The organism is Phyllobacterium sp. P30BS-XVII, assembly GCF_014138335.1.
GTDB classification, from domain to species: domain Bacteria; phylum Pseudomonadota; class Alphaproteobacteria; order Rhizobiales; family Rhizobiaceae; genus Phyllobacterium; species Phyllobacterium meliloti.
Window position 1 is genome coordinate 38,531 of the sequence record NZ_JACGXO010000006.1, and the last position, 19,790, is coordinate 58,320.

The 19,790-nt window shown below is 54.3% G+C and carries 20 protein-coding genes and 1 tRNA gene; 11 read left to right on the forward strand and 10 right to left on the reverse strand.

The features are described from left to right. Positions 1 to 18: 18 nt before the first annotated feature. The 3 genes from FHW17_RS16900 to tgt are packed head-to-tail and all read left to right on the forward strand — an operon-like array spanning position 19 to position 2,755. Complete coding sequence (locus FHW17_RS16900; RefSeq protein ID WP_112526910.1) at positions 19 to 528, forward strand: peptidylprolyl isomerase; 510 nt, start codon at positions 19 to 21, stop codon at positions 526 to 528. Between the two features lie 17 nt (positions 529 to 545). Then, positions 546 to 1,625, forward strand: a complete 1,080-nt coding sequence (gene queA / locus FHW17_RS16905; protein ID WP_112526684.1) for a tRNA preQ1(34) S-adenosylmethionine ribosyltransferase-isomerase QueA — start codon at positions 546 to 548, stop codon at positions 1,623 to 1,625. Beyond that, positions 1,622 to 2,755 (forward strand): tRNA guanosine(34) transglycosylase Tgt, encoded by a 1,134-nt coding sequence (tgt, locus tag FHW17_RS16910; RefSeq protein WP_112526912.1) that lies wholly within the window; start codon positions 1,622 to 1,624, stop codon positions 2,753 to 2,755. Before queA ends, tgt begins: the two co-directional genes overlap by 4 nt. Here tgt and FHW17_RS16915 read toward each other — a convergent pair whose 3' ends face one another. Next, positions 2,756 to 3,334 carry a TetR/AcrR family transcriptional regulator gene (locus tag FHW17_RS16915; protein ID WP_091876932.1) on the reverse strand — a complete coding sequence of 193 codons (579 nt, stop codon included), beginning with the start codon at positions 3,332 to 3,334 and terminating at the stop codon, positions 2,756 to 2,758. 172 nt (positions 3,335 to 3,506) lie between these two features. Between FHW17_RS16915 and FHW17_RS16920 the strand changes: the two genes are divergently transcribed. Both FHW17_RS16920 and FHW17_RS16925 read left to right on the forward strand, forming a co-directional pair. Beyond that, positions 3,507 to 4,730 carry an efflux RND transporter periplasmic adaptor subunit gene (locus tag FHW17_RS16920; RefSeq protein ID WP_112526686.1) on the forward strand — a complete coding sequence of 408 codons (1,224 nt, stop codon included), beginning with the start codon at positions 3,507 to 3,509 and terminating at the stop codon, positions 4,728 to 4,730. Then, positions 4,727 to 7,810: an efflux RND transporter permease subunit gene (locus FHW17_RS16925; protein ID WP_112526688.1), complete on the forward strand. Its 3,084-nt coding sequence runs from the start codon at positions 4,727 to 4,729 to the stop codon at positions 7,808 to 7,810. The genes FHW17_RS16920 and FHW17_RS16925 overlap by 4 nt, the downstream gene beginning before the upstream one ends. Before the next feature lie 80 nt (positions 7,811 to 7,890). On the opposite strand, the gene FHW17_RS16930 is transcribed toward FHW17_RS16925, so the two are convergent. From FHW17_RS16930 to FHW17_RS16940, 3 genes are all read right to left on the reverse strand, one after another. Next, on the reverse strand, positions 7,891 to 8,145 hold the full coding sequence (locus FHW17_RS16930) for a GlsB/YeaQ/YmgE family stress response membrane protein (RefSeq protein WP_091876926.1): 255 nt from the start codon (positions 8,143 to 8,145) through the stop codon (positions 7,891 to 7,893). A 329-nt stretch (positions 8,146 to 8,474) separates the two neighbouring features. After that, on the reverse strand, positions 8,475 to 8,687 hold the full coding sequence (locus tag FHW17_RS16935) for a hypothetical protein (RefSeq protein WP_112526690.1): 213 nt from the start codon (positions 8,685 to 8,687) through the stop codon (positions 8,475 to 8,477). 42 nt (positions 8,688 to 8,729) lie between these two features. Continuing rightward, complete coding sequence (locus FHW17_RS16940; protein ID WP_182510382.1) at positions 8,730 to 9,023, reverse strand: hypothetical protein; 294 nt, start codon at positions 9,021 to 9,023, stop codon at positions 8,730 to 8,732. A 243-nt stretch (positions 9,024 to 9,266) separates the two neighbouring features. Between FHW17_RS16940 and FHW17_RS16945 the strand changes: the two genes are divergently transcribed. Both FHW17_RS16945 and FHW17_RS16950 read left to right on the forward strand, forming a co-directional pair. Continuing rightward, positions 9,267 to 9,983, forward strand: coding sequence for a response regulator transcription factor (locus FHW17_RS16945; RefSeq protein ID WP_091876922.1), 717 nt, complete (start codon positions 9,267 to 9,269; stop codon positions 9,981 to 9,983). Continuing rightward, on the forward strand, positions 9,980 to 11,395 hold the full coding sequence (locus tag FHW17_RS16950; RefSeq protein ID WP_113097177.1) for a HAMP domain-containing sensor histidine kinase: 1,416 nt from the start codon (positions 9,980 to 9,982) through the stop codon (positions 11,393 to 11,395). Before FHW17_RS16945 ends, FHW17_RS16950 begins: the two co-directional genes overlap by 4 nt. A 7-nt stretch (positions 11,396 to 11,402) precedes the next feature. Here FHW17_RS16950 and FHW17_RS16955 read toward each other — a convergent pair whose 3' ends face one another. Beyond that, on the reverse strand, positions 11,403 to 11,954 hold the full coding sequence (locus tag FHW17_RS16955) for a TetR/AcrR family transcriptional regulator (protein ID WP_112526697.1): 552 nt from the start codon (positions 11,952 to 11,954) through the stop codon (positions 11,403 to 11,405). A 119-nt stretch (positions 11,955 to 12,073) separates the two neighbouring features. Between FHW17_RS16955 and FHW17_RS16960 the strand changes: the two genes are divergently transcribed. Beyond that, entirely contained in the window at positions 12,074 to 13,555 is a 1,482-nt protein-coding gene (locus FHW17_RS16960; protein ID WP_182510383.1) for an MFS transporter, read from the forward strand. 63 nt (positions 13,556 to 13,618) lie between these two features. Here FHW17_RS16960 and FHW17_RS16965 read toward each other — a convergent pair whose 3' ends face one another. Beyond that, positions 13,619 to 14,407 (reverse strand): SDR family oxidoreductase, encoded by a 789-nt coding sequence (locus tag FHW17_RS16965; RefSeq protein WP_182510384.1) that lies wholly within the window; start codon positions 14,405 to 14,407, stop codon positions 13,619 to 13,621. A gap of 26 nt (positions 14,408 to 14,433) precedes the next feature. Then, a complete protein-coding gene (locus FHW17_RS16970) occupies positions 14,434 to 14,856 on the reverse strand; it encodes a RidA family protein (RefSeq protein WP_182510385.1) in 423 nt (140 codons plus the stop codon). Between the two features lie 130 nt (positions 14,857 to 14,986). Here FHW17_RS16970 and FHW17_RS16975 point away from each other — a divergent pair, with 130 nt between their 5' ends. Further along, positions 14,987 to 15,838: a LysR family transcriptional regulator gene (locus FHW17_RS16975; protein ID WP_182510386.1), complete on the forward strand. Its 852-nt coding sequence runs from the start codon at positions 14,987 to 14,989 to the stop codon at positions 15,836 to 15,838. A 33-nt stretch (positions 15,839 to 15,871) separates the two neighbouring features. Here the strand turns inward: FHW17_RS16975 and FHW17_RS16980 are convergent, their stop codons facing one another. The 3 genes from FHW17_RS16980 to FHW17_RS16990 form a co-directional block, all read right to left on the reverse strand. Next, complete coding sequence (locus tag FHW17_RS16980) at positions 15,872 to 16,333, reverse strand: GNAT family N-acetyltransferase (RefSeq protein ID WP_112526705.1); 462 nt, start codon at positions 16,331 to 16,333, stop codon at positions 15,872 to 15,874. A gap of 157 nt (positions 16,334 to 16,490) precedes the next feature. Beyond that, positions 16,491 to 16,961 (reverse strand): hypothetical protein, encoded by a 471-nt coding sequence (locus FHW17_RS16985; RefSeq protein WP_112526707.1) that lies wholly within the window; start codon positions 16,959 to 16,961, stop codon positions 16,491 to 16,493. Positions 16,962 to 17,132: 171 nt separating this feature from the next. Further along, positions 17,133 to 17,208, reverse strand: a tRNA-Lys gene (locus FHW17_RS16990). Positions 17,209 to 17,499: 291 nt separating this feature from the next. Here FHW17_RS16990 and FHW17_RS16995 point away from each other — a divergent pair. Both FHW17_RS16995 and glmU read left to right on the forward strand, forming a co-directional pair. Continuing rightward, positions 17,500 to 18,246 carry a cytochrome c biogenesis CcdA family protein gene (locus FHW17_RS16995; RefSeq protein ID WP_182510387.1) on the forward strand — a complete coding sequence of 249 codons (747 nt, stop codon included), beginning with the start codon at positions 17,500 to 17,502 and terminating at the stop codon, positions 18,244 to 18,246. 93 nt (positions 18,247 to 18,339) lie between these two features. Beyond that, positions 18,340 to 19,701, forward strand: a complete 1,362-nt coding sequence (glmU, locus tag FHW17_RS17000) for a bifunctional UDP-N-acetylglucosamine diphosphorylase/glucosamine-1-phosphate N-acetyltransferase GlmU (RefSeq protein ID WP_182510388.1) — start codon at positions 18,340 to 18,342, stop codon at positions 19,699 to 19,701. Positions 19,702 to 19,790 lie beyond the last annotated feature (89 nt).

Genomic DNA, 19,790 nt, shown 5'->3' on the forward strand with positions numbered 1-19,790 from the left:
CAACAGGAGATGCCTGATATGGCTTACAAAGATCCAGAAAACACGATTTTGCTCGAAACCACCAAGGGCAATGTTGTTATTGAACTCTATCCTGATCTCGCCCCCGGCCATGTCGAGCGCATCAAGGAACTGGCACGCGAAGGCGCCTATGATGGCGTTGTGTTTCACCGCGTTATCGACGGTTTCATGGCGCAGACTGGCGATGTGAAGTTCGGCAAGCAGGGCGGTTCGTCCTTCAATCCATCGCGCGCCGGCATGGGCGGTTCGGAAAAGCCTGATCTGAAGGCTGAGTTCTCCAATGCAAATCATGGCCGCGGTGCTTGCTCCATGGCCCGTTCGCAGAACCCGAATTCTGCCAATTCCCAGTTCTTCATCTGCTTTGACGATGCAGGCTTTTTGAACCGCCAGTACACGGTTTGGGGTCAGGTCATCGAAGGCATGGACAATGTTGACAAGATCAAGCGCGGCGAGCCAGTGCAGGACCCGGATTCGATCGTGTCCATGCGTGTTGCCGCAGACGTCGAATAAGATCGCATTGATACATCATGCGTGTTGATCTTTTCGATTTTGATCTGCCGGAAGAAAACATCGCATTGAGACCTGCAGAGCCGCGCGATTCAGCGCGGCTTTTGCTTGTGAAGGCGAGTGCTTCAGGATTTGAGGAGAGTACAGTACAGCATCTCGGTGATTTTCTGCGGGCTGGTGATGCACTTGTTTTCAATGATACCAAGGTGATACCAGCACAACTTGAAGGTTTTCGCGAACGCGAAGGCGTGAAAGCTCAAATCAGCGCGACCTTGCACATGCGCACCGGGCCGGATCGCTGGAAAGCCTTTTTGCGTCCTGCAAAACGCATCAAACAAGGCGAGCGGATTGATTTCGGCCATGGCAATAATGCCTGTCTGCTGGGATCGCTTCAGGCAACCGTCGCGGAAAAAGGCGAAGCGGGCGAAGCATTGCTGGTCTTTGATTTCAGTGGCGCCGATCTCGATCAGGCGATAGCTGCCGTCGGACATATTCCCTTGCCACCCTATATTGCCTCCAAGCGTGCCGAGGATGGCCGTGATAAAGAGGACTATCAGACCATCTATGCCCGCGAAGAAGGCGCCGTTGCTGCGCCCACTGCAGGACTGCATTTTACGCCTGCACTGCTGGAAGACCTGAAGAAACGCGGTATCGAAGAGCATTTCGTAACGCTGCATGTGGGCGCGGGTACGTTTTTGCCTGTTAAGGCGGATGACACTGCCGATCACAAGATGCATGCGGAAATTGGCTACGTTGATCAAGCCACTGCTGATGCCTTGAACGCCGTGAAAGCGCGGGGTGGGCGTATTGTCAGCGTTGGCACAACGTCATTGCGACTGCTCGAAAGCGCGACGGGGGAAGACGGCATTATCAAAGCATGGTCTGGGCCGACGGATATTTTCATTACGCCCGGCTATCAGTTCCGCGCGGTTGATCTGCTGATGACCAATTTTCATCTGCCCAAATCGACGCTGTTCATGCTGGTTTCCGCCTTCGCCGGCTTTGAGCGGATGCACGCGGCCTATGCACATGCGATCAAAAATCACTACCGCTTCTATTCCTATGGCGATGCAAGCCTGTTATGGCGATCCGCATCATGACAGAAAACTTTGAATTCAAACTGATCGCAACCGATGGCAAGGCCCGGCGTGGTGAAATCACCATGCCGCGTGGCACCGTGCGCACGCCCGCATTCATGCCTGTCGGCACGGCTGGCACCGTCAAAGCCATGTATATGGATCAGGTTGCCGATCTGGGTGCCGATATCATTCTTGGCAATACCTATCACCTGATGTTGCGTCCCAGTGCCGAGCGCATTGCCAAGCTGGGTGGTCTGCACGATTTCGCCCGCTGGCCGGGACCGATCCTGACGGACTCCGGTGGTTTTCAGGTCATGTCTCTGGCGCAATTGCGCAAGCTCGACGAAAAAGGCGTGACCTTCCGCTCGCATATCGATGGGCGCGCCTATGAAATGAGCCCGGAACGTTCGATCGAGATACAGGGCTTGCTGGATTCCGATATTCAGATGCAGCTTGATGAGTGTGTGGCTTTGCCTTCGACGCCGAAGGATATCCAGCGCGCTATGGAATTGTCGCTGCGCTGGGCTGAACGGTGCAAGACGGCCTTTGGCAGTCAGCCGGGCAAGGCGATGTTTGGCATTGTGCAGGGCGGCGACGTGCCGGATTTGCGTATTCGGTCCGCACAGGCGCTCAAAGCCATGGATTTGAAGGGCTATGCGGTCGGTGGTCTTGCCGTGGGTGAACCGCAGGACGTCATGCTCGACATGCTTGATGTGACCTGTCCGGAACTTCCAGCGGAAAAGCCGCGCTATCTTATGGGTGTCGGCACGCCTGACGATATTCTGAAATCTGTGGCGCGCGGTATCGACATGTTTGACTGTGTGATGCCGACACGGGCAGGGCGGCATGGTCTTGCCTTTACCCGGCGCGGCAAGGTCAATTTGCGCAATGCCCGTCATGCGGATGATCCGCGTCCGCTCGATGAAGAGTCGTCATGCCCGGCCGCGCGTGATTACAGCCGCGCTTATCTGCATCATCTGGTCAAATCAGGCGAAGCACTCGGCGGCATGCTGCTGACATGGAACAATCTGGCCTATTACCAGCAGCATATGCAGGGCATCCGCGATGCCATTGAGGCCAAACGCTTCGAGGCATTCAGCGAAGAGACCCAAGGTGCTTGGGCTCAGGGTGATATTCCGGTTTATGCCTGATCAGCCCGTTGCGGGCTGGGATGGCTTATCGGGATCACAGGGCGCAAAGAGCTGACGCAACCCGTCAATCGCCGTGATCTGATCTTCGTGGGTCAAGGTATCCATATCCAATAGTTTCAGGCTGCGCAGGCCTTCTATGGTCAGAAATGCGATCAGCGCCATGGTCGGATCTTCCGAGTTCTCCTTCATGCGATCGAGCAACTGTTTGTTGTAGCGCCTGATGGGATCAATGAAGCTCGGATCATTGGCAATCGCTGCCAATATGCCTGATGGTTCAGGCTCATTGAGTACAAATTCAGCGCGATAAACCTCGATACAGGCTTGAACCACGCTGTTCACCTTGTGGTTCCGCTTGGCCTCCTGCATGCGTAGCGATTCGTCAAACTCCGCCACATGGTGCTCAACCAGTGCTTCGAGCAATTTGGCCTTGGTGGGGAACGTATAGAGCAAACCGCCTTTTGAAAGTCCCGCTCGCCTTGCGACCGCATCAAGAGAGAGGTGGACTGGGCCGACCTCCATGGCGATTTCTGCAGCTGCCTGCAGGATTTTATCTTTGGTTGTTAGAACGGCCGCCCGCATTGTGCTCTTTCTTCAAAACTTTAGTCCCATAAGGAATCCTGTTTCTATTGACTTTACCGTCCGGACGGTACAGTAAATGGCACGTGGCAATCAAGTCCACATCACGTTATTCTCATTTGACAGGCTGGCAACAAACTTTGCTGGCCATTGTTTTGTTCCGGAGCGGTTCCCCATGATAAAGCGCTACATTCTACCCGTGATCATTCTACTTCTGGTCGTGGTGCTTGGCGGAGGCTTGGTTTGGTTCAATTATTTCAAAGAGGGAATGATCAAGCAGTTCTTTGCCACCATGCAGCAGCCTGCCCAAGCTGTCTCGACCTATAAGGTTGAACCCAGCGTATGGACACCAAATATCGAAGCGATCGGCTCCGTCAGCGCTATTCAAGGCGTTAGTCTGGCTGTTGAGGTTGCTGGTATCGTCAAGGAAATCCCTTTCACAGCAAATCAGGTTGTGGAGCAGGGTGCCTCGCTCCTGCAGTTGGATGATGCCATCGAAAAGGCCGATATTGTAGCTGCCAAGGCTCAGGATGTTCTGAACGATCAGACATTGGCGCGCGCACGCACGCTGAATACGCGTGGCGTCGGCGCTGAATCCAATGTGGATACGGCACAGGCCGCATCACTGGCCAAGAAGGCTGAAATCGCCAAATTGCAGGCTGTTATGGAGCAGAAGCTGCTCAAGGCGCCTTTCAAGGGCACAGTTGGTATTCCGCAGATCGAACAGGGACAGTATCTGAAGCCGGGCGACGTTGTTGTCTCGCTGCAGGACCTTGCCACCATGCGCGTCGATTTCACGGTTAACGAGCAAAATCTCAATCAGGTTCATATCGGACAACAGATCAAGATGAGCCTGTCAGATACCAACCAGAGCTATAATGGCGAGATCACGGCTGTAGAGCCACGGATCGACCCGGCAACGCGGCTGGTTTCCGTGCGTGCGAAAGTCGACAACTCGGATGGTAAGTTGCGTCCGGGCCAGTTTGCTCAGGTCTATGTCACGCTTCCAAAGGAAGATGCGGTGTTTACACTGCCGCAGACCGCGCTCGTCTCCAGCCTTTACGGCGATTACATCTTCGTTCTTCGTCCTGAGGTGAAGAAGGAAGACCCGGCCAAGCCGGCAGATGCTGCTAAGCCGGCAGATGCTGCCAAGCCAGCCGATGCAGCAAAGCCAGCAGACCCTGCCGCCGCTAAGAAGGAAGAAAGATTTGTTCTTGCGCAGGTTTTCGTTACGCCGGGTCGCCGCTCAGGTCTTTTGGTTGAAATCACCAAAGGCATCAAGGCAGGCGATATTGTTGTGACTGCAGGTCAAAATCGCTTGAACGCTGGCGGAGCCGTGACAATTGCCAATGCCGTCAATCCAGCCAACACCACTGATGCGGGACTGCCCACAAAATGAATTTCTCAGATGTATTCATTCGCCGTCCAGTTCTGTCGACGGTTGTCGCCTTGATGATTATCCTGCTCGGCGCCCAGGGCGTGTCGAACCTTGCGGTTCGCCAGTACCCGAAGGTTGACGAAACGGCCATCACCATCACCACGTCCTATGCGGGCGCCAGCGCCGATCTGATGCAGGGGTTCATTTCTGCACCGATTGCCAAGGCTGTCACCACAACGGAAAATATTGACTATGTGACATCATCATCGGTGCCGTCATCCAGCACGGTCACTGTGCAGATGAAACTCGGCGCCGATCCCGACGCGGCGCTGACCGAAGTCATTTCCAAGGTCAATCAGGTTCGCGGCGATCTGCCAACGGAAGCCGATGATCCCGTGATCAAGAAGGGTACAGGTCAGGAGTTCGCGACCATGTATCTGGCTGTGCAAAATCCCAATATGACCAGTGTGCAGCTTACCGAATATCTGCAGCGCGTTATCCAGCCGCGTATGTCGACGATTCAAGGTGTTGCCGATGCGCAGGTTCTGGGTGGTCAGGTGTTCTCGATGCGTGTGTGGATCGATCCGATTCAGCTTGCTGCACGCAAGACCACGGCATCGGAGGTTTTGACCGCCATCAAGCAGTCAAACTTCCTGTCCGCGCCGGGTAAGATCGAAAATCTCTATGTTGCATCGCCAATTACGCTGAAAACAACCTTGCAGACACCTGAGGCCTTTGGTGCGATGCCCATCAAGTCGGATGGCACCAATATCGTTCGTCTGCGTGATGTGGCCCGCATTGAGCTTGGAGCCGTTAATACGGACACACGGGTTACTTTCAACGGATCAAGCGGTACATTCCTCGGTATTTTCCCAACGCCATCGGCAAACCCGCTGGATATGACGGCTGCTGTGCGCAAAGAACTGCCTGCGATCGACGCCACGCTTCCAGAAGGCATGTCTATCATCATGCTTTACGATTCGACGGAGCAGATCAGTTCGTCCATCGAGGAAGTGTTCAAGACAATCGGTGAAGCGGTTCTCATTGTTGTTCTGGTGATTTTGCTTTTCCTTGGATCATTCCGCTCGGTCATCATTCCGGTCGTGACTATTCCAATTTCACTGGTCGGTGTCTGTTTCTTCCTGTTCCTTCTGGGGTATTCGATCAATCTGCTTTCGCTGCTCGCGATGGTTCTGGCGATCGGTCTCGTCGTTGACGACGCGATCGTGGTTCTGGAAAACATCCATCGTCACATCGAAGAGGGGCTCAAGCCAATCGACGCCGCGCTTAAGGGCATGAAGGAAATCACCGGCCCGATCATTGCGATGACGATTACACTGGCGGCTGTGTTTGCGCCGCTCGGGTTTACCGGCGGTCTCACCGGTGCGTTGTTCCGCGAGTTTGCGTTCACGCTGGCTGGTGCGGTTATCATTTCTGGCGTAGCTGCTTTGACGGTCTCGCCCATGATGTGCGCCTTGCTGCTGAAAAGTGGCAATCACAGCCGTTTCCAGCGTATTGTTGATAACAGCTTCAGCTGGCTGGAAGGTGCCTATGAACGACGGGTTGCGGGATCGCTGGCTTTCCGGCCGATAACCCTGTTCATTGTTATCGCGCTGGTGGCTTTGACGGCCTTCCTGTTCAACAAGACGTCATCCGAACTGGCACCGGAAGAAGATTCCGGCTTCCTGGTTTCGCTTGTCAATGCACCGCAATATGCGACAACTGACTATACGCAGCTCTATGCCAATCAGATTGATGCCTTGACCAAGGATCTGCCTGAACTTAAGGCCCGCTTTAATATTGCGGGTCTGGGCACCACGAATTCGGCGTTTGCGATCTGGGTTTTCAAAGACTGGGCGCAACGCGAAAAGTCGCAGAAGCAGCTTCAGCAGGAGTTACAGGGCAGAATCAGCCCGGTAGCCGGTGCGCAGGCCTATATTTTCGCACTGCCAACTCTGCCCGGCACGGGTGGTGGCTTGCCGATTTCGGTCGTCATCCAATCGACGGGTCCCGCCGACAAGGTTTTCGAAGTGGCTGAGGAGATCAAGAACAAGGTGCAGGCTTCGGGCAAGTTCATTGTCGCGCAGAATTCACTGTCGTTTAACGCGCCACAGGTCACGGTGACGATTGATCGTGATCGTGCATCGGCTCTGGGTATTCCTGTCAGTGAAATCGGCCAGACAATCGGGCTTCTGGTTGGTGGCGGCAAGATCGCGAAATTTGACCGCGATTCCAACAGCTACGATATCATTCCGCAGGTGCCGCAAGATTTCCGCTCCAATCCGGAAAACCTTGGCAAATACTTCGTCAAGAGTTCATCCGGCGACATGGTGCCGTTGTCAGCGGTTATCAAAGTGACGGAAAATGCATCTCCGGCAGCTATCGAGCAGTTCAACCAGCTGAATTCGGCAACGATTTCCGCATTGCCCATGCCGGGCGTTACAACGGGTGAGGGCCTCAAGGCCGTGGTTGATACGGCACGTCCGCTGATGCCAAACGGCTTCTTCCTGGATTACACAGGCCAATCGCGTCTGGAGGTTACACAGGGCAACACAATCCTGATTGCTTTCGTACTCGCTATCGTCGTGATCTACCTTGTGCTTGCAGCGCAGTTCGAAAGCTTCCGCGATCCATTCATCATCATGATGTCGGTTCCGCTGTCGATTTTCGGCGCAATTGTTCCGCTCAATATGGGACTTGGTACGCTGAACATCTATACGCAGGTGGGGCTGATCACCCTTGTGGGGCTGATCACCAAGCATGGTATTCTCATGGTGGAGTTTGCCAACCAGCAGCGTGAACTGCATGGAATATCGCGGCACGATGCGATTATTCTGGCGGCCAAGACGCGTCTTCGTCCGATCCTGATGACCACAGCAGCCATGGCGCTCGGCGTTATTCCGCTGATCACGGCAACAGGCGCGGGTGCGGCAGCACGCTACTCCATCGGTCTGGTGATCTTCTCGGGTATTCTGGTGGGTACGATCTTCACGCTCTTTGTGGTGCCGATGTTCTACACCTTCATTTCCCACAAGGATCATAAGGTTGAGACAGCGACCAAACCGCAGCCGGGTGCAGAGCCTCAGCCGAGCCATACATGACCGGTTGATGATCGCTCAAAAAGAAAGCCTCCGAACCTTGCCAGGTTCGGAGGCTTTGTCATGTTTGGTGTTCTATAACGTCAGGCTCGTTTAACAGCGCGAAGAATGACGAGCAGTATAACGGCGCCAATTGTGGCTGCGATGATCGAGCCCAGAATTCCGGCTCCCAGCGATATGCCCAGACGCGGAAAGAGATATCCCGCTATGAACGCGCCGATGACGCCGACAATCAAGTCGCCGATGAGGCCAAAGCCGCCTCCACGAACGAGCTGACTCGCCAGCCATCCAGCGATCAGTCCCACTAACAGGAAAATAAGTAGTGATTCTCCACCCATAGTCATCTCTCCACGTGCCGGTTGCGTTACGATGGTCCAGACCGTGGATGCCGCTCTTCATGGGCGATCCGTGATCGGCCGTAGAATCATCACAATGATTTTACGATGGGAAATGCGTTTTGGGTAATTAAACTTGTATGGATCGGGTCAAATACCACAATATCTAGCGTCTTTGAGCTAGTGTGAGGCTATCCAGCAGAAATCATTGATCTTTTTTACTACTTAAAAACAATATCGCGGAAACGGCAGCTATAAAAAAGCTATGCCGGCTATGGTTTCCCATGTCCGGCATAGTTTTGAGACTAGTCAAGAATAGCGCATTAAGAAGATTAGACCTTCTTGGCAGCTGCCTTCTTGTGAGCCTTGTGCTTGACGGTCTTCTTGACGTGATGCTTTGCCTTTGCAGCGTGCTTAACAGGGGTGGTTGCTGCGGCAGCTGGTGCAGCTGCAGTTGCTGCGTTGGCACTGGAAACGGTCAGAACTGGAGCCGAAACAGCGAGAGCGATGGCAAGGCCGAGAGCTGTATAGAGGGACTTTTTCATAGGTCAGTTTCCTTTTGATATGGGCTCATGGGACACAGTCGATCAATCATCAATCGGCTGCACACCGAGCAGTTTCAACGCTTGGGCGAATGTCCTGATGCCCTGCGCCTGCTTGTTGCTGGCACAAAACCTGGTTGCCTTACGTTGAAGTGCTCTCGCCTTGGCAGCCCGTTTTGCCTCGGCGTGTTCGGTGATGGCTTGTTGAGTTTGCTGCTGAAGTTTGCCGCAAAGCACGGTACGGGTTGGCGTCTCATCAGCCATGGACGTCTCAATCGGCCCGGCGAAATACAGAGCGCCGGTCAGAATGAGTGTCGATATGGTCAAAATGTTACGCATAGGACCCTTTGTGAATGCTTGTTCTGTTTCCGTAGTGGGGCAGAACCGATGTGCTTGTTATCGGACACGACTATTGCGGGCGTTTTTCCGGTCTGTAGAGTTTTGTTTCTGGATTGTTTCTGAATTGGGAAGCGATGCTGAATCGCCCAAAGGCGCATATGTTCCGGCTGGTCAATGCGGATTTCGGACACTATCTTGTTGCCGGATAAGCAAATCAGAGCCTGTTATCGTTGAAAGATTCGCATGAAGTCCGAGCCACATATCCTGATTGTCGATGATGACGAGGCTATTCGTGATTTGCTGCATGAATTTCTGAAAAAGCGCGGCATGCGGGTTTCAGTCGCCAGAGATAATGACGAGATGCAGGTCATTTTTTCGCGCACGCCCGTCGACCTGCTGATTCTCGACGTGATGCTGCCGGGCAAAAGCGGCATGGAGATTTGCCGTGACATCCGCATGCACTCGCGCGTGCCGATCATCATGTTGACAGCAATCACTGAAACCACCGATCGCGTTGTCGGACTGGAAATGGGCGCAGATGACTATGTTTCCAAGCCATTTGATCCGCGCGAACTGCTGGCACGGGTGAGGGCTGTTCTGCGCCGACTTGACGGACCGGGGACGGATCGACGTCTTGAGCCACAGGTTTATAAATTTGCCGGGTGGACCATGGATTGTTCACGGCGCCGGCTCGTATCGCCTGACAATGTGCGCGTGGAATTGACCAGTGGAGAGTTCAACCTGCTTGAAACACTGGTCAAGAGCGCACAACGCATGCTGAGCCGTGATCAGCTTCTGGAACTGGCAGGAAGCAATGTGGCCTATGGCTATGATCGCAGCATTGATATTCTTATCAGCCGTCTGCGCCGCAAGATGGAAGATGATCCGCGTTCGCCCAAGCTGATCCTGACAATTCGCGGTGGCGGATATCAGTTTGTGCCGGAAGTCATAGCGGAATGAAGCGCTTTTTCCCCCAGTCCTTGCCAAGCTGGATATTGCTGATCCTGATTGCCGGGTTGATCACCACACAGATTGCCACGCTGTCCATCGTCTCGCGCGATCGCAATGAGGGCAATAATATCCTTGAATTGTTTCGTCTGAGCGAGCGCGCCTATACGCTGGTGAAGCTGCTCTATGCTGCACCGCCGCCAGAGCGTATCCGACTTGCGGCTGTAATGTCGAATGCTTCAAGTCCGCTTTATATGTCAGATGATCCGGCAGTGACATCGGCGATCGCATCCGATGACAATCTGGCGGAGCTTGAAGATGTGCTTGTTGCACGTTTCTCGGCGTTTGGCGTCACCGATGCCCGCGTTCGCCGGGATTTACCCAATAAGGTTTCGCCAGGTACCGAGATAAGTTCGAGCGCCCTCAACCCTGATGTCGGCGTGGTGGAAAAACAGCTGTCAGATCTCGCGCAGGATTTTAGCCAAAGCGGCGGCCTTGCGGCATCTATCGAATTCAATGATGGGCAATGGCTGAACTTTGTAACACCGGTTTCGCCGATTGATCCTATTCTTACGCTGCAGACCCTTCCATTGTTCGGGGCGGTCGCAGCCATCGTCATCATCCTGTCGATCTGGGCCATGCGCAGGCTGACAGCGCCATATCGCGCACTGGAAAGTGCGGTGAAACGCATCGGTGAGGACGTAAAAATTCCGCCCTTACCCGAATATGGCAGCTCGGAATATAAATCCGCGGCAAGGGCGGTAAATGCGATGCAGGAGCAATTGCGTGATTATGTTGCCGACCGCGAGCAACTGGCGGCGGCATTGGCCCATGATTTGCGCACGCCATTGACCCGCATCCGCTTGCGGCTTGAACTTTTGCGCAAATCGCAGTTGCGCCAGTCATTGATGCAGGACCTCAATGATATCGAAGCAATTTCGCGTTCAGTCATCGATTTTGCCACCTATGAGGTGGTGGATGAGGAACAGGAGAAGATCGACTTCTGGTCGCTCGTCGACTCTATTGTCGATAACTATCCTGAGGTTACGTTTGACAAGAAAAGTGCGGCTTCCCGCAAATTCATCTGCTTCGGCCGACCAATCGCATTGCGCCGTTGTGTTACAAATCTCATCGACAATGCCGTAACCTATGGTGAAAAAGCCAATGTCAGCCTGAAACAGGTGGGAAATGACATTGTTCTTGCGATCAAGGACAAGGGGCCGGGCATACCGCAAGCCAAACTGGATGAGGTTTTCCAGCCCTTCCGGCGTGTGGAGGGTTCACGCAACAGGCAAACCGGCGGTTTTGGGCTGGGGCTTACCATCGCGCGCAATATTGCACAGCGCTGCGGTGGCGACATCAAACTTGAGAATGATCCGGAAGGTGGTCTAAGGGCCGAACTGAGAATCCCGCTTGCAACCTGAGAGGGGATTATGTTCCGGGCTTTTCTTTGTTCAGTACAAATGACTCAATGTCATCAAAGATGGCGTTCCAGTCCTGCTCATTGATTTCCATGAAGCCGAAGAAGCGCAGCATGAAAACGCCTTCCGTGGCGATGAATGCGGTTCTTGCCCTCCGTCCTTCTTCCGTCGTCAGGTCGAAATCCGCCATTCTCGTGCGATACCATTCACGGGTGCTGCCAAGATGTTCGGGCGTCTGGATAAGTGATGCCATCAGGCTTGCGGCTTTGGCGTTAGAGCTTTCATCGCCTTTGCGCGTGGCCTCCAGATGGGCGTGGATAGGCGAGGCGGATGCATTTTCGGTCAGTTGCACCACTTCCGTATCATAATCCTGCCCCCAGCGCTCCAGCATGGCGTCAATCAAAGCGCCTTTCGTGCCGAAACAATATTGCACGCCGCCTTTGGTAATACCCGCAGCCTTTGCAACGGCATCGATGGTCAGTGCAGCGGCGCCGACCTTGCTCACTACGGCTTCCGCCGCGTCGAGAACCATATCCCGATCAATCGTGCGTTTCCGGCCCAAATCGATCTCCCTCTTCCATTTCAATACGATCGTATTTATATATGTATTGCGGATCGATGAACAATCGGTCCGCGATTGCAATTATAACGGGAGCGCAGAACGCTCCAATGGTGAAAAAAATGCTACCCCAAAACCGCTGGCTGGTCCTTGCGATCGTCTCCAGCGCTCTGTTCCTCGTCGTCATTGACATGACAGTTCTTTACACGGCTTTGCCACGCCTAACCCATGATCTTCATGCTTCGGCCTCCGCCAAGCTGTGGATTGTCAATGCTTATCCCCTTGTTGTTGCGGGTCTACTGCCCGGTGCCGGTGCGCTTGGCGACCGGTTTGGCAACAAGAAACTCTTTTCCGCCGGCCTGGTCGTATTCGGTCTGGCCTCTCTGGCGGCTGCCTTTTCTCCAACAAGCGGCGTTCTCATCGCTTCACGCGCTTTGCTCGCCGTCGGCGCGGCCATGATGATGCCCGCTACGCTTTCAATCGTGCGGCAGACATTTTCCGATGAAAAGGAACGCGCCTTTGCCATTGGCATCTGGGCGGCAATTGCCTCAGGCGGTGCCGCTATTGGCCCGGTCCTCGGTGGTGTCCTGCTGGAGTATTTCTGGTGGGGTTCGGTCTTTCTGATCAACGTTCCGATTGTCGTTGTCGCGCTTGCCTTCACGCTCTGGGTCATTCCTAACCGGGCGGGTGATGCGACGCGGCCATGGGATATTGTTGCCTCGGGGCAGATCATGGTCGGCCTTATCGGCGTGACCTATGCGATCAAGGAGTTTGGCAAACAGGCGCCTGTCTACGCAGCTGCATTGATAGCCGCTGTCATCGGCATTGCCTTTCTTTGGCTGTTCGTTCGGCGTCAGGGGCGTTCGGCGCAGCCGATGATTGACTTCAAACTCTTCCGTAACAGGCGGTTTTCAGCCGGTGTTGCTACCGCCTTCATTGCTTCGCTTGCCCTTGTTGGCATGGAATTGGTACTGAGCCAGCGCTTTCAGCTGGTCATGGGATTGTCGCCACTGGAGGCCGGGCTGCTTATTTTGCCGGTTCCACTGGCTGCTTTTGTTGCTGGACCGATTGCCGGATTGGCGCTGCCGCGCCTTGGATCGGAACGCATCATGTGGGTCAGTCTCGTTGCAGCCGGACTTGGCGTTGCCAGCTTGCTCTACGTGTACGATGCAAAACCCCTCGTGCAGATTTCAAGCCTCGTGGTTCTTGGCTTCGGCTTCGGCGCGGCGATGACTGCTGCATCAAGCGCCGTCATGCTCAATACGCCGGAAGAGAGCGCCGGAACGGTGGCTTCGATCGAGGAAGTTTCCTATGAACTTGGCGGCGCGATGGGCGTTGCGCTGCTCGGCAGCCTTATGTCGACGATCTACAGCGTGACATTGGTGTTGCCCGATACGATGAATGTATCGGCATTGGTTTACGACAGTCTTGATGAGGCATTGATCATGGCGCAGGGGCTCGCGCCTGAAACTGCTTCGACCCTGATTGGTTTGGCCAACGCTGCATTCGAACAGGCGTTTACATCAGTCATCATGGTCGCTTCGGCATTGCTGCTGCTGACAGCTGTAATCATCAAGGTCACGACACGGATAGGCAGGGCCTGACTGATTTAATAAAAATCAACCCGGGGTTTAAAGCCGGGTTGATATAAGCCGATACCATGCTTGCTAGATAATAGCGCGCGACAAGCCCCCATCAACAGGGATGGCCGCTCCGGTTACATAAGATGCCTGCTCGCTGGCGAGAAAAGCCGCTACGGCCCCGAACTCCTCAGCCGTACCGTAGCGGCCAACCGGAATTTCAGCTTGGCTTTGTGCCGCTATGACGGAAACATCCACACCTTGCGCGTCCGCATCCATTCGGTCGAGCTTGTCCGTCCGTGCCGTAGCCAGACGCCCGGCAAGCAGCAAGTTGACGGTTACACCGTCTGCTGCGACTTCCCCCGCAAGGCTCTTTGCCCAACCGGCAACGGCAGCCCGCAGCGCGTTTGACGCGGTCAGGCCCGCAATCGGCTCCCGGACACTGGTCGATGACACCACAATGATTCGGCCCCAGTGCCGTTCGCGCATTCTGGGGAGAAAATGCGCTGCAATGCGCACACCAGAGAGAAACATCGTCTCGAACTGTGTTCGCCACTGCACAACATTGAGCGAAGATGCGGAAAATGGTGGTGGCCCCCCACCGTTCAAAAGCAGAATATCGACACCGTCCATGTCCCGGTCAATGCGGTCGAGCATGGCTGCCAAAGCCACCGGATCAGCAAGATCGGCATTGAGGGCAAGGGAGCGGGGAGAATGGACACGAAGCTCACTCACTGTGTCATTCAACGCTGCTTCGTCCCGACCTGATATCGCAACGATTGCGCCATTTTCAGCGAGAGACTTTGCCACGCCGCGACCAAGCCCCTTATTGCCGCCCAGCACAAGCGCGCGTTTTCCATCCAATCCGAAATTCATGATGATGATCTCACTCTTATTGACGCCTAGCTGATATGGATGATTGCATCGACTTCGACAGGTACATTGAGTGGCAGTCCCGCCATGCCGATGGCTGCACAGGCGTGTTTTCCCCTGTTACCCAGGATATTCAGGAGCAGCTCGGATGCACCATTCCCGACAGCAGAAAATTCACTGAAGCCAGCAACCGCATTGATGTAAACAGTGACTTTGGCGATCTGCACCACGCGCGAGATATCGCCAGCGAGTTCTTCGCTGAGCCAGAACAGAATATTGGCTGCGCAAATTTCTGCTGCCTTTTTGGCATCTTCAATGCTGACCGCGTCGCCGACTTTGCCTGTGAAAGCTATGTTGTCGCCGATCTCCGGTATTTGCCCCGAGATATAGACAATGTTGTCGATACGTATGGCCGGCTCGAAGGGGAAATCTGCTGGTGTGATAGCGGCCAAGTCAGGCCGATTTCCTCAAAACGTTCGCGAAATGTGGTCAAGATCAACTCCTTGGTTCAGGAGTGTTCCTTGCCATATCACCAAACCATAATGTATCTTGATATTTATTATATCAATATAAGGAATCTTGATGGACTTGAATCTTGATCCGCATCTTTTGCGAGCACTCATTGTCGTTGCTGAAACCGGCACTGTCAGCGGGGCAGCCGAACGTTTGTCACGCACGCAGGCGGCGGTGAGCATGCAGATCAAGCGATTGGAGGTTGATCTCGGCGTGCAACTTCTCAACCGCACTTCGCGCGGTGTCTCACTGACGGATTCCGGCGAGGTTCTCGTGGCTTATGCACGCAAGCTCATCGCGCTTGGTGAAGATGCACGTCTGCAAATCGAAGGACGGCAGCTTGTTGGCCGTGTAAGGCTTGGGCTGATTGAAGATCTCGTGGTGACGCGCCTTCCCATCCTTCTGGCGGAGTTTCGCAAGCGGTTTCCGCAGGTTGAGCTTGATCTGGTCACGGCACATAGTGGCGAACTCAGCCTAACCTTGCAAAACGAGAAACTCGATATCGTTATTGCCGACCCATCGCGGTTTTCGATTGTGCCGTTCTTTCATTGGTCGCGACAGCTGGTTTGGAGTGGAAGCCGGTTGATCGATGTGGGTGAGGGCGACGCAGTGCCTCTCATTGTGTTTGAGGGGTCATGCACATGGCAGGATAAGACAAGTGTGGCTTTTGCCAGTGCCGGTGTTGAATGGTCTGTGGCTTGCCGGGTGTCGAGCTATGGCGCTCTGATCGGAGCATTGCGGGCCGGGCTTGGATATAGCCTGATGTTGCCCGAGAGTATTCCAACCGATTGCGAAACGATCGACTCAGGACACAACCTGCCGTCGGCGCCAAGCGCCGACTTTGGCCTGTTCATGGCCAAGGAGCCCTCCAAGATTACCAGGGAATTGGGGCTCTTCCTGCGGGAAAAGCTTGTGCAGTAACCTTGTCGGCACCGATACTGCGGTAAAGTTTTATCAAAGGAATTTGCGATAAACCACGAACCCTGAATGCTCGGCCACCTTGTTGTACAGCTCCATGGCGGTGTGGTTGGTTTCATGTGTGAGCCAATATACACGCGGCGATCCTGCCAACTGCGCGCGCTCATAAACGCCGTTGATCAAAGCCCTGCCCACACCCTTGCCGCGCGCGGCTTCGTTGGTGAAGAGGTCTTGTAGATAGCAATTCGGCGCAATGGAAATGGTGCTGCGGTGGAAAATGTAATGTGTCAGACCCACAAGATTTCCATCGCTTTCGGCGACGAGCGCGTTCACGGGCTCGTAAGCATCGAAGAATCGCTCCCATGTCATCCGCGTGATTTCCGGCGCCAGAGCAGTCGGACCTGAACGGCCATAGAATGCGTTATATCCATCCCACAGCGGTAGCCATTGCGCGTAATCCTGACGGCTAACGGGGCGGACGAGGAGATCACTGGTCATTATTCATCCTGTGCTTTGGGGAAATCATGATTGCTGGAGTGCCGGAACCACGAAAATCTAGAGCAAAGATGGATAATTCGACAGAGTGCGAGACAGATATTTTCAGTGCGGCCTATGAAAACTGAAATCAGCGGGATTTAACGCCGTTGATTGCGTTTCACATGCTTTGCCGCCGTTTGACCAGCATCAGGCGCTCATAAAGCTGCAATCGCTTTGGCCGTTTTCTGCGCGCTGACAATATCGGAGCTGACAGAAGACTGGGTTGTAGACAAACGGAATTCAGATGAGTGACCTTATCGCCGCTAATTGTCCATGTATGGAGGAAAGGTACGGTGGCGTCACCTTCATGCATCTTGAGGTGAACGAGAGCGTGTACCTCGTCATCCTGAGAATTCAGCGTTTCATAGACGACGGATGTCGGTTCAAGATACAGCGAATACTGCCGGACGCATGTGCCAAGATAATGATCCGGGCCCCTGTAAACACCACCCCAAGGTACGCTATCGCCAATACGGGCGACGAATTCGCTATCGAGCAAAGGCGCGGTTGATTGTGGCCCGCCGCTTCGTGTCTTCTCGTAAACGAGCCTGATCAGTGCTTTATTCTTGTCTTTGGTGTTCCCGTTCATTTTGTTTTGACCCTCAATGGCCGCGTCATTCACGGTACACCTTGCATATTACCGCTGCCGGTTCGTCCGGTATAGGCCCACGCTTGTCCCCCCGGAAACAGCGATCGCAAATCGGCGCACAGAACTGCACGCTGAATAGTCGCCAAAATTTCAGGAAATTGTCTGGTGAGGTGGTGAGCGCGCAGGGATTCGAACCCTGGACCTACTGATTAAAAGTCAGTTGCTCTACCGGCTGAGCTACGCGCTCCCAGTCAGGGAAGACGCTTGCGCTAACCCTTGGGAAGTGCGGCGGAACATAGGGATGACTTTGGCATCGGTCAACAGCTATTCTGCACTGTTTTTGCAACATTGAGCCTTGTTTTTACAGGTTCCACGGTTTTTTTGAGCAATGAAGCCGTTTCGCACGGATATGACGCCATTAAAATCGGACGTGAAGGGAGGATTGTGCGCAGAACTGGCGAAAAGGTGATTGGAATTTGCGGGGGATTCGGCCTATGGCACCACGAGTTGAAATTGCAATGCCAAACGAGGAGCGCATATGGCGCTTGATGTCTCTTATCTGACCGCGGCCGGTGCCGGTGCGCTGTCCTTCCTGTCTCCCTGCGTCCTGCCATTGGTACCGCCTTATCTCTGCTATATGGCTGGCGTTACCGTGGAGGATTTCCGTTCGGACCAGCCCACAGCGCGTGTTTCTCCGGTTCGGCAGGCCCTGCTGCTGTCGTCATTCTGCTTTGTCCTTGGTTTTTCGACTGTGTTTGTATTGCTGGGAGCGGGCGCATCGACGATTGGTGGATTGCTGCGCATGTGGCAGCAGGAAATCGCAATTGTTGCGGGTATCGTGATTATCCTGATGGGGTTGAATTTTCTCGGCGTGTTTCGCTTGGCCTTCCTGTCGCGTGAAGCGCGATTCCAGACGAAGGGCAAGCCGGCCAATCCGCTGGCAGCCTATGTGATGGGCCTTGCCTTTGCATTTGGCTGGACACCCTGCATCGGGCCTGTTCTTGGACCAATCCTCGCGCTTGCGGGTGGTCGCGATACGGTCTCGGATGGAGCACTGCTGCTCGCGATCTATTCGCTCGGTCTTGGTATTCCGTTTATTATTGCAGCCTTGTTCTCCGGCTATTTCATGCGCTTCCTCACGCGTTTCCGTATGCATCTTGGCAAAGTGGAAAAGGTAATGGGCGGGCTGCTTGTGGCAACAGGTGTCCTGTTCCTGACCGGTGGATTGCAGACATTCTCCTTCTGGCTGCTTGAAACATTTCCAATCCTTGGCCAACTCGGCTAAAGAAGCGGAAATTGTTCATGCATTGGCAACCGGGATTATGCCACGATCAGGCATAAGACTGTGTTTAGCCAAAACGGATTCGGAATTCTGACAATGACATCACGTACCTGCCTCTCGGTTATTCTTGCCGCCGGTGAGGGCACGCGCATGAAATCAGCGCTACCGAAAGTGCTTCACCCGATTGCCGGGCTGCCTATCGTCGCCCATGTGGCCAAGGCAGTTCATAGTGCTGGCAGTGGTGACATTGCGCTTGTGGTTGGCCGCGAAGGCGACGCTGTTCGCGACGCAGTGAAATCAGTTGTTTCAAATGTGACGGTCCACGAACAGAAGGAACGGCTAGGAACAGCCCATGCCGTGCTTGCCGCACGTGATGCCATAGCGCGTGGCTATGATGATATTCTTGTCTTGTTTGGCGATACACCACTCATCGAAACGGCAGCGCTGGATCAGGCACGCGCCAAGCTTGATGATGGTGCTGACGTGGTTATCATGGGCTTCCGGCCGGAAAATCCAGCCGGTTATGGTCGTCTCATCGAAGAAAACGGTAAACTTCTTGCCATCCGCGAAGACAAGGATGCCAGCGAGAACGAGAAGAAAATCGGTTTCTGCAACGGCGGCTTTATGGCCCTGCGTGGTGACAGCGCCCTGCAACTTCTGGACAAGGTTGGGAATGCCAATGCCAAGGGCGAGTATTACCTGACCGATGTGGTGGAAATCGCCAATGATGCTGGGAAACTGGCAGTCGCGATTGAAATTCCGGTTGAGAACATCATTGGCATCAACACGCGTGTGGAACTGGCCGAAGCCGAAGCGATCTGGCAGAACCGCAAGCGCCGCGCCATGATGCTGGCCGGGGTGAGCATTCAGGCACCGGAAACAGTGTTTTTCGCCCATGATACGTTGATTGACGCGGATGTGGTTCTTGAGCCGAACATCGTGTTCGGTCCGGGTGTTTCGATTGCGACGGGTGCCGTCATTCATGCATTCTCGCATCTGGAAGGCGCAAAGGTTGGTCCGGGAGCGACCGTCGGGCCGTATGGCCGTCTGCGTCCGGGTGCCGATATTGCGGCAAACGCCAAGATCGGCAACTTTGTGGAAGTGAAGAATACCAAGGTGGGGGCAGGTGCCAAGGTGAGTCATTTGACCTATCTTGGCGATGCGACCGTCGGCATTGACGCGAATATCGGTGCTGGCACCATTACCTGCAACTATGACGGATATAACAAGGCTTTGACCGAGATCGGGGCAGGTGCCTTTATCGGCTCCAACAGCTCGTTGGTCGCACCTGTCTCTGTTGGTGACAATGCCTATGTGGCGTCGGGCAGTGTGATTACGCAGAATGTACCCGATGACGCGCTGGCATTTGGCCGGGCACATCAGGTCATCAAGGAAGGGCGGGCTGTGCTATTGCGCGAGCGTTATGCCGCACAAAAAAAAGCCAAGAAGGCTGAATAGGCCCCTTTTTAATTCATGCAAGAGACTGAAACGTAATTTGACTTCCTGCCGTGGCAGATTCGCCTTAGGCAGGAAGAAATCGAGACCCT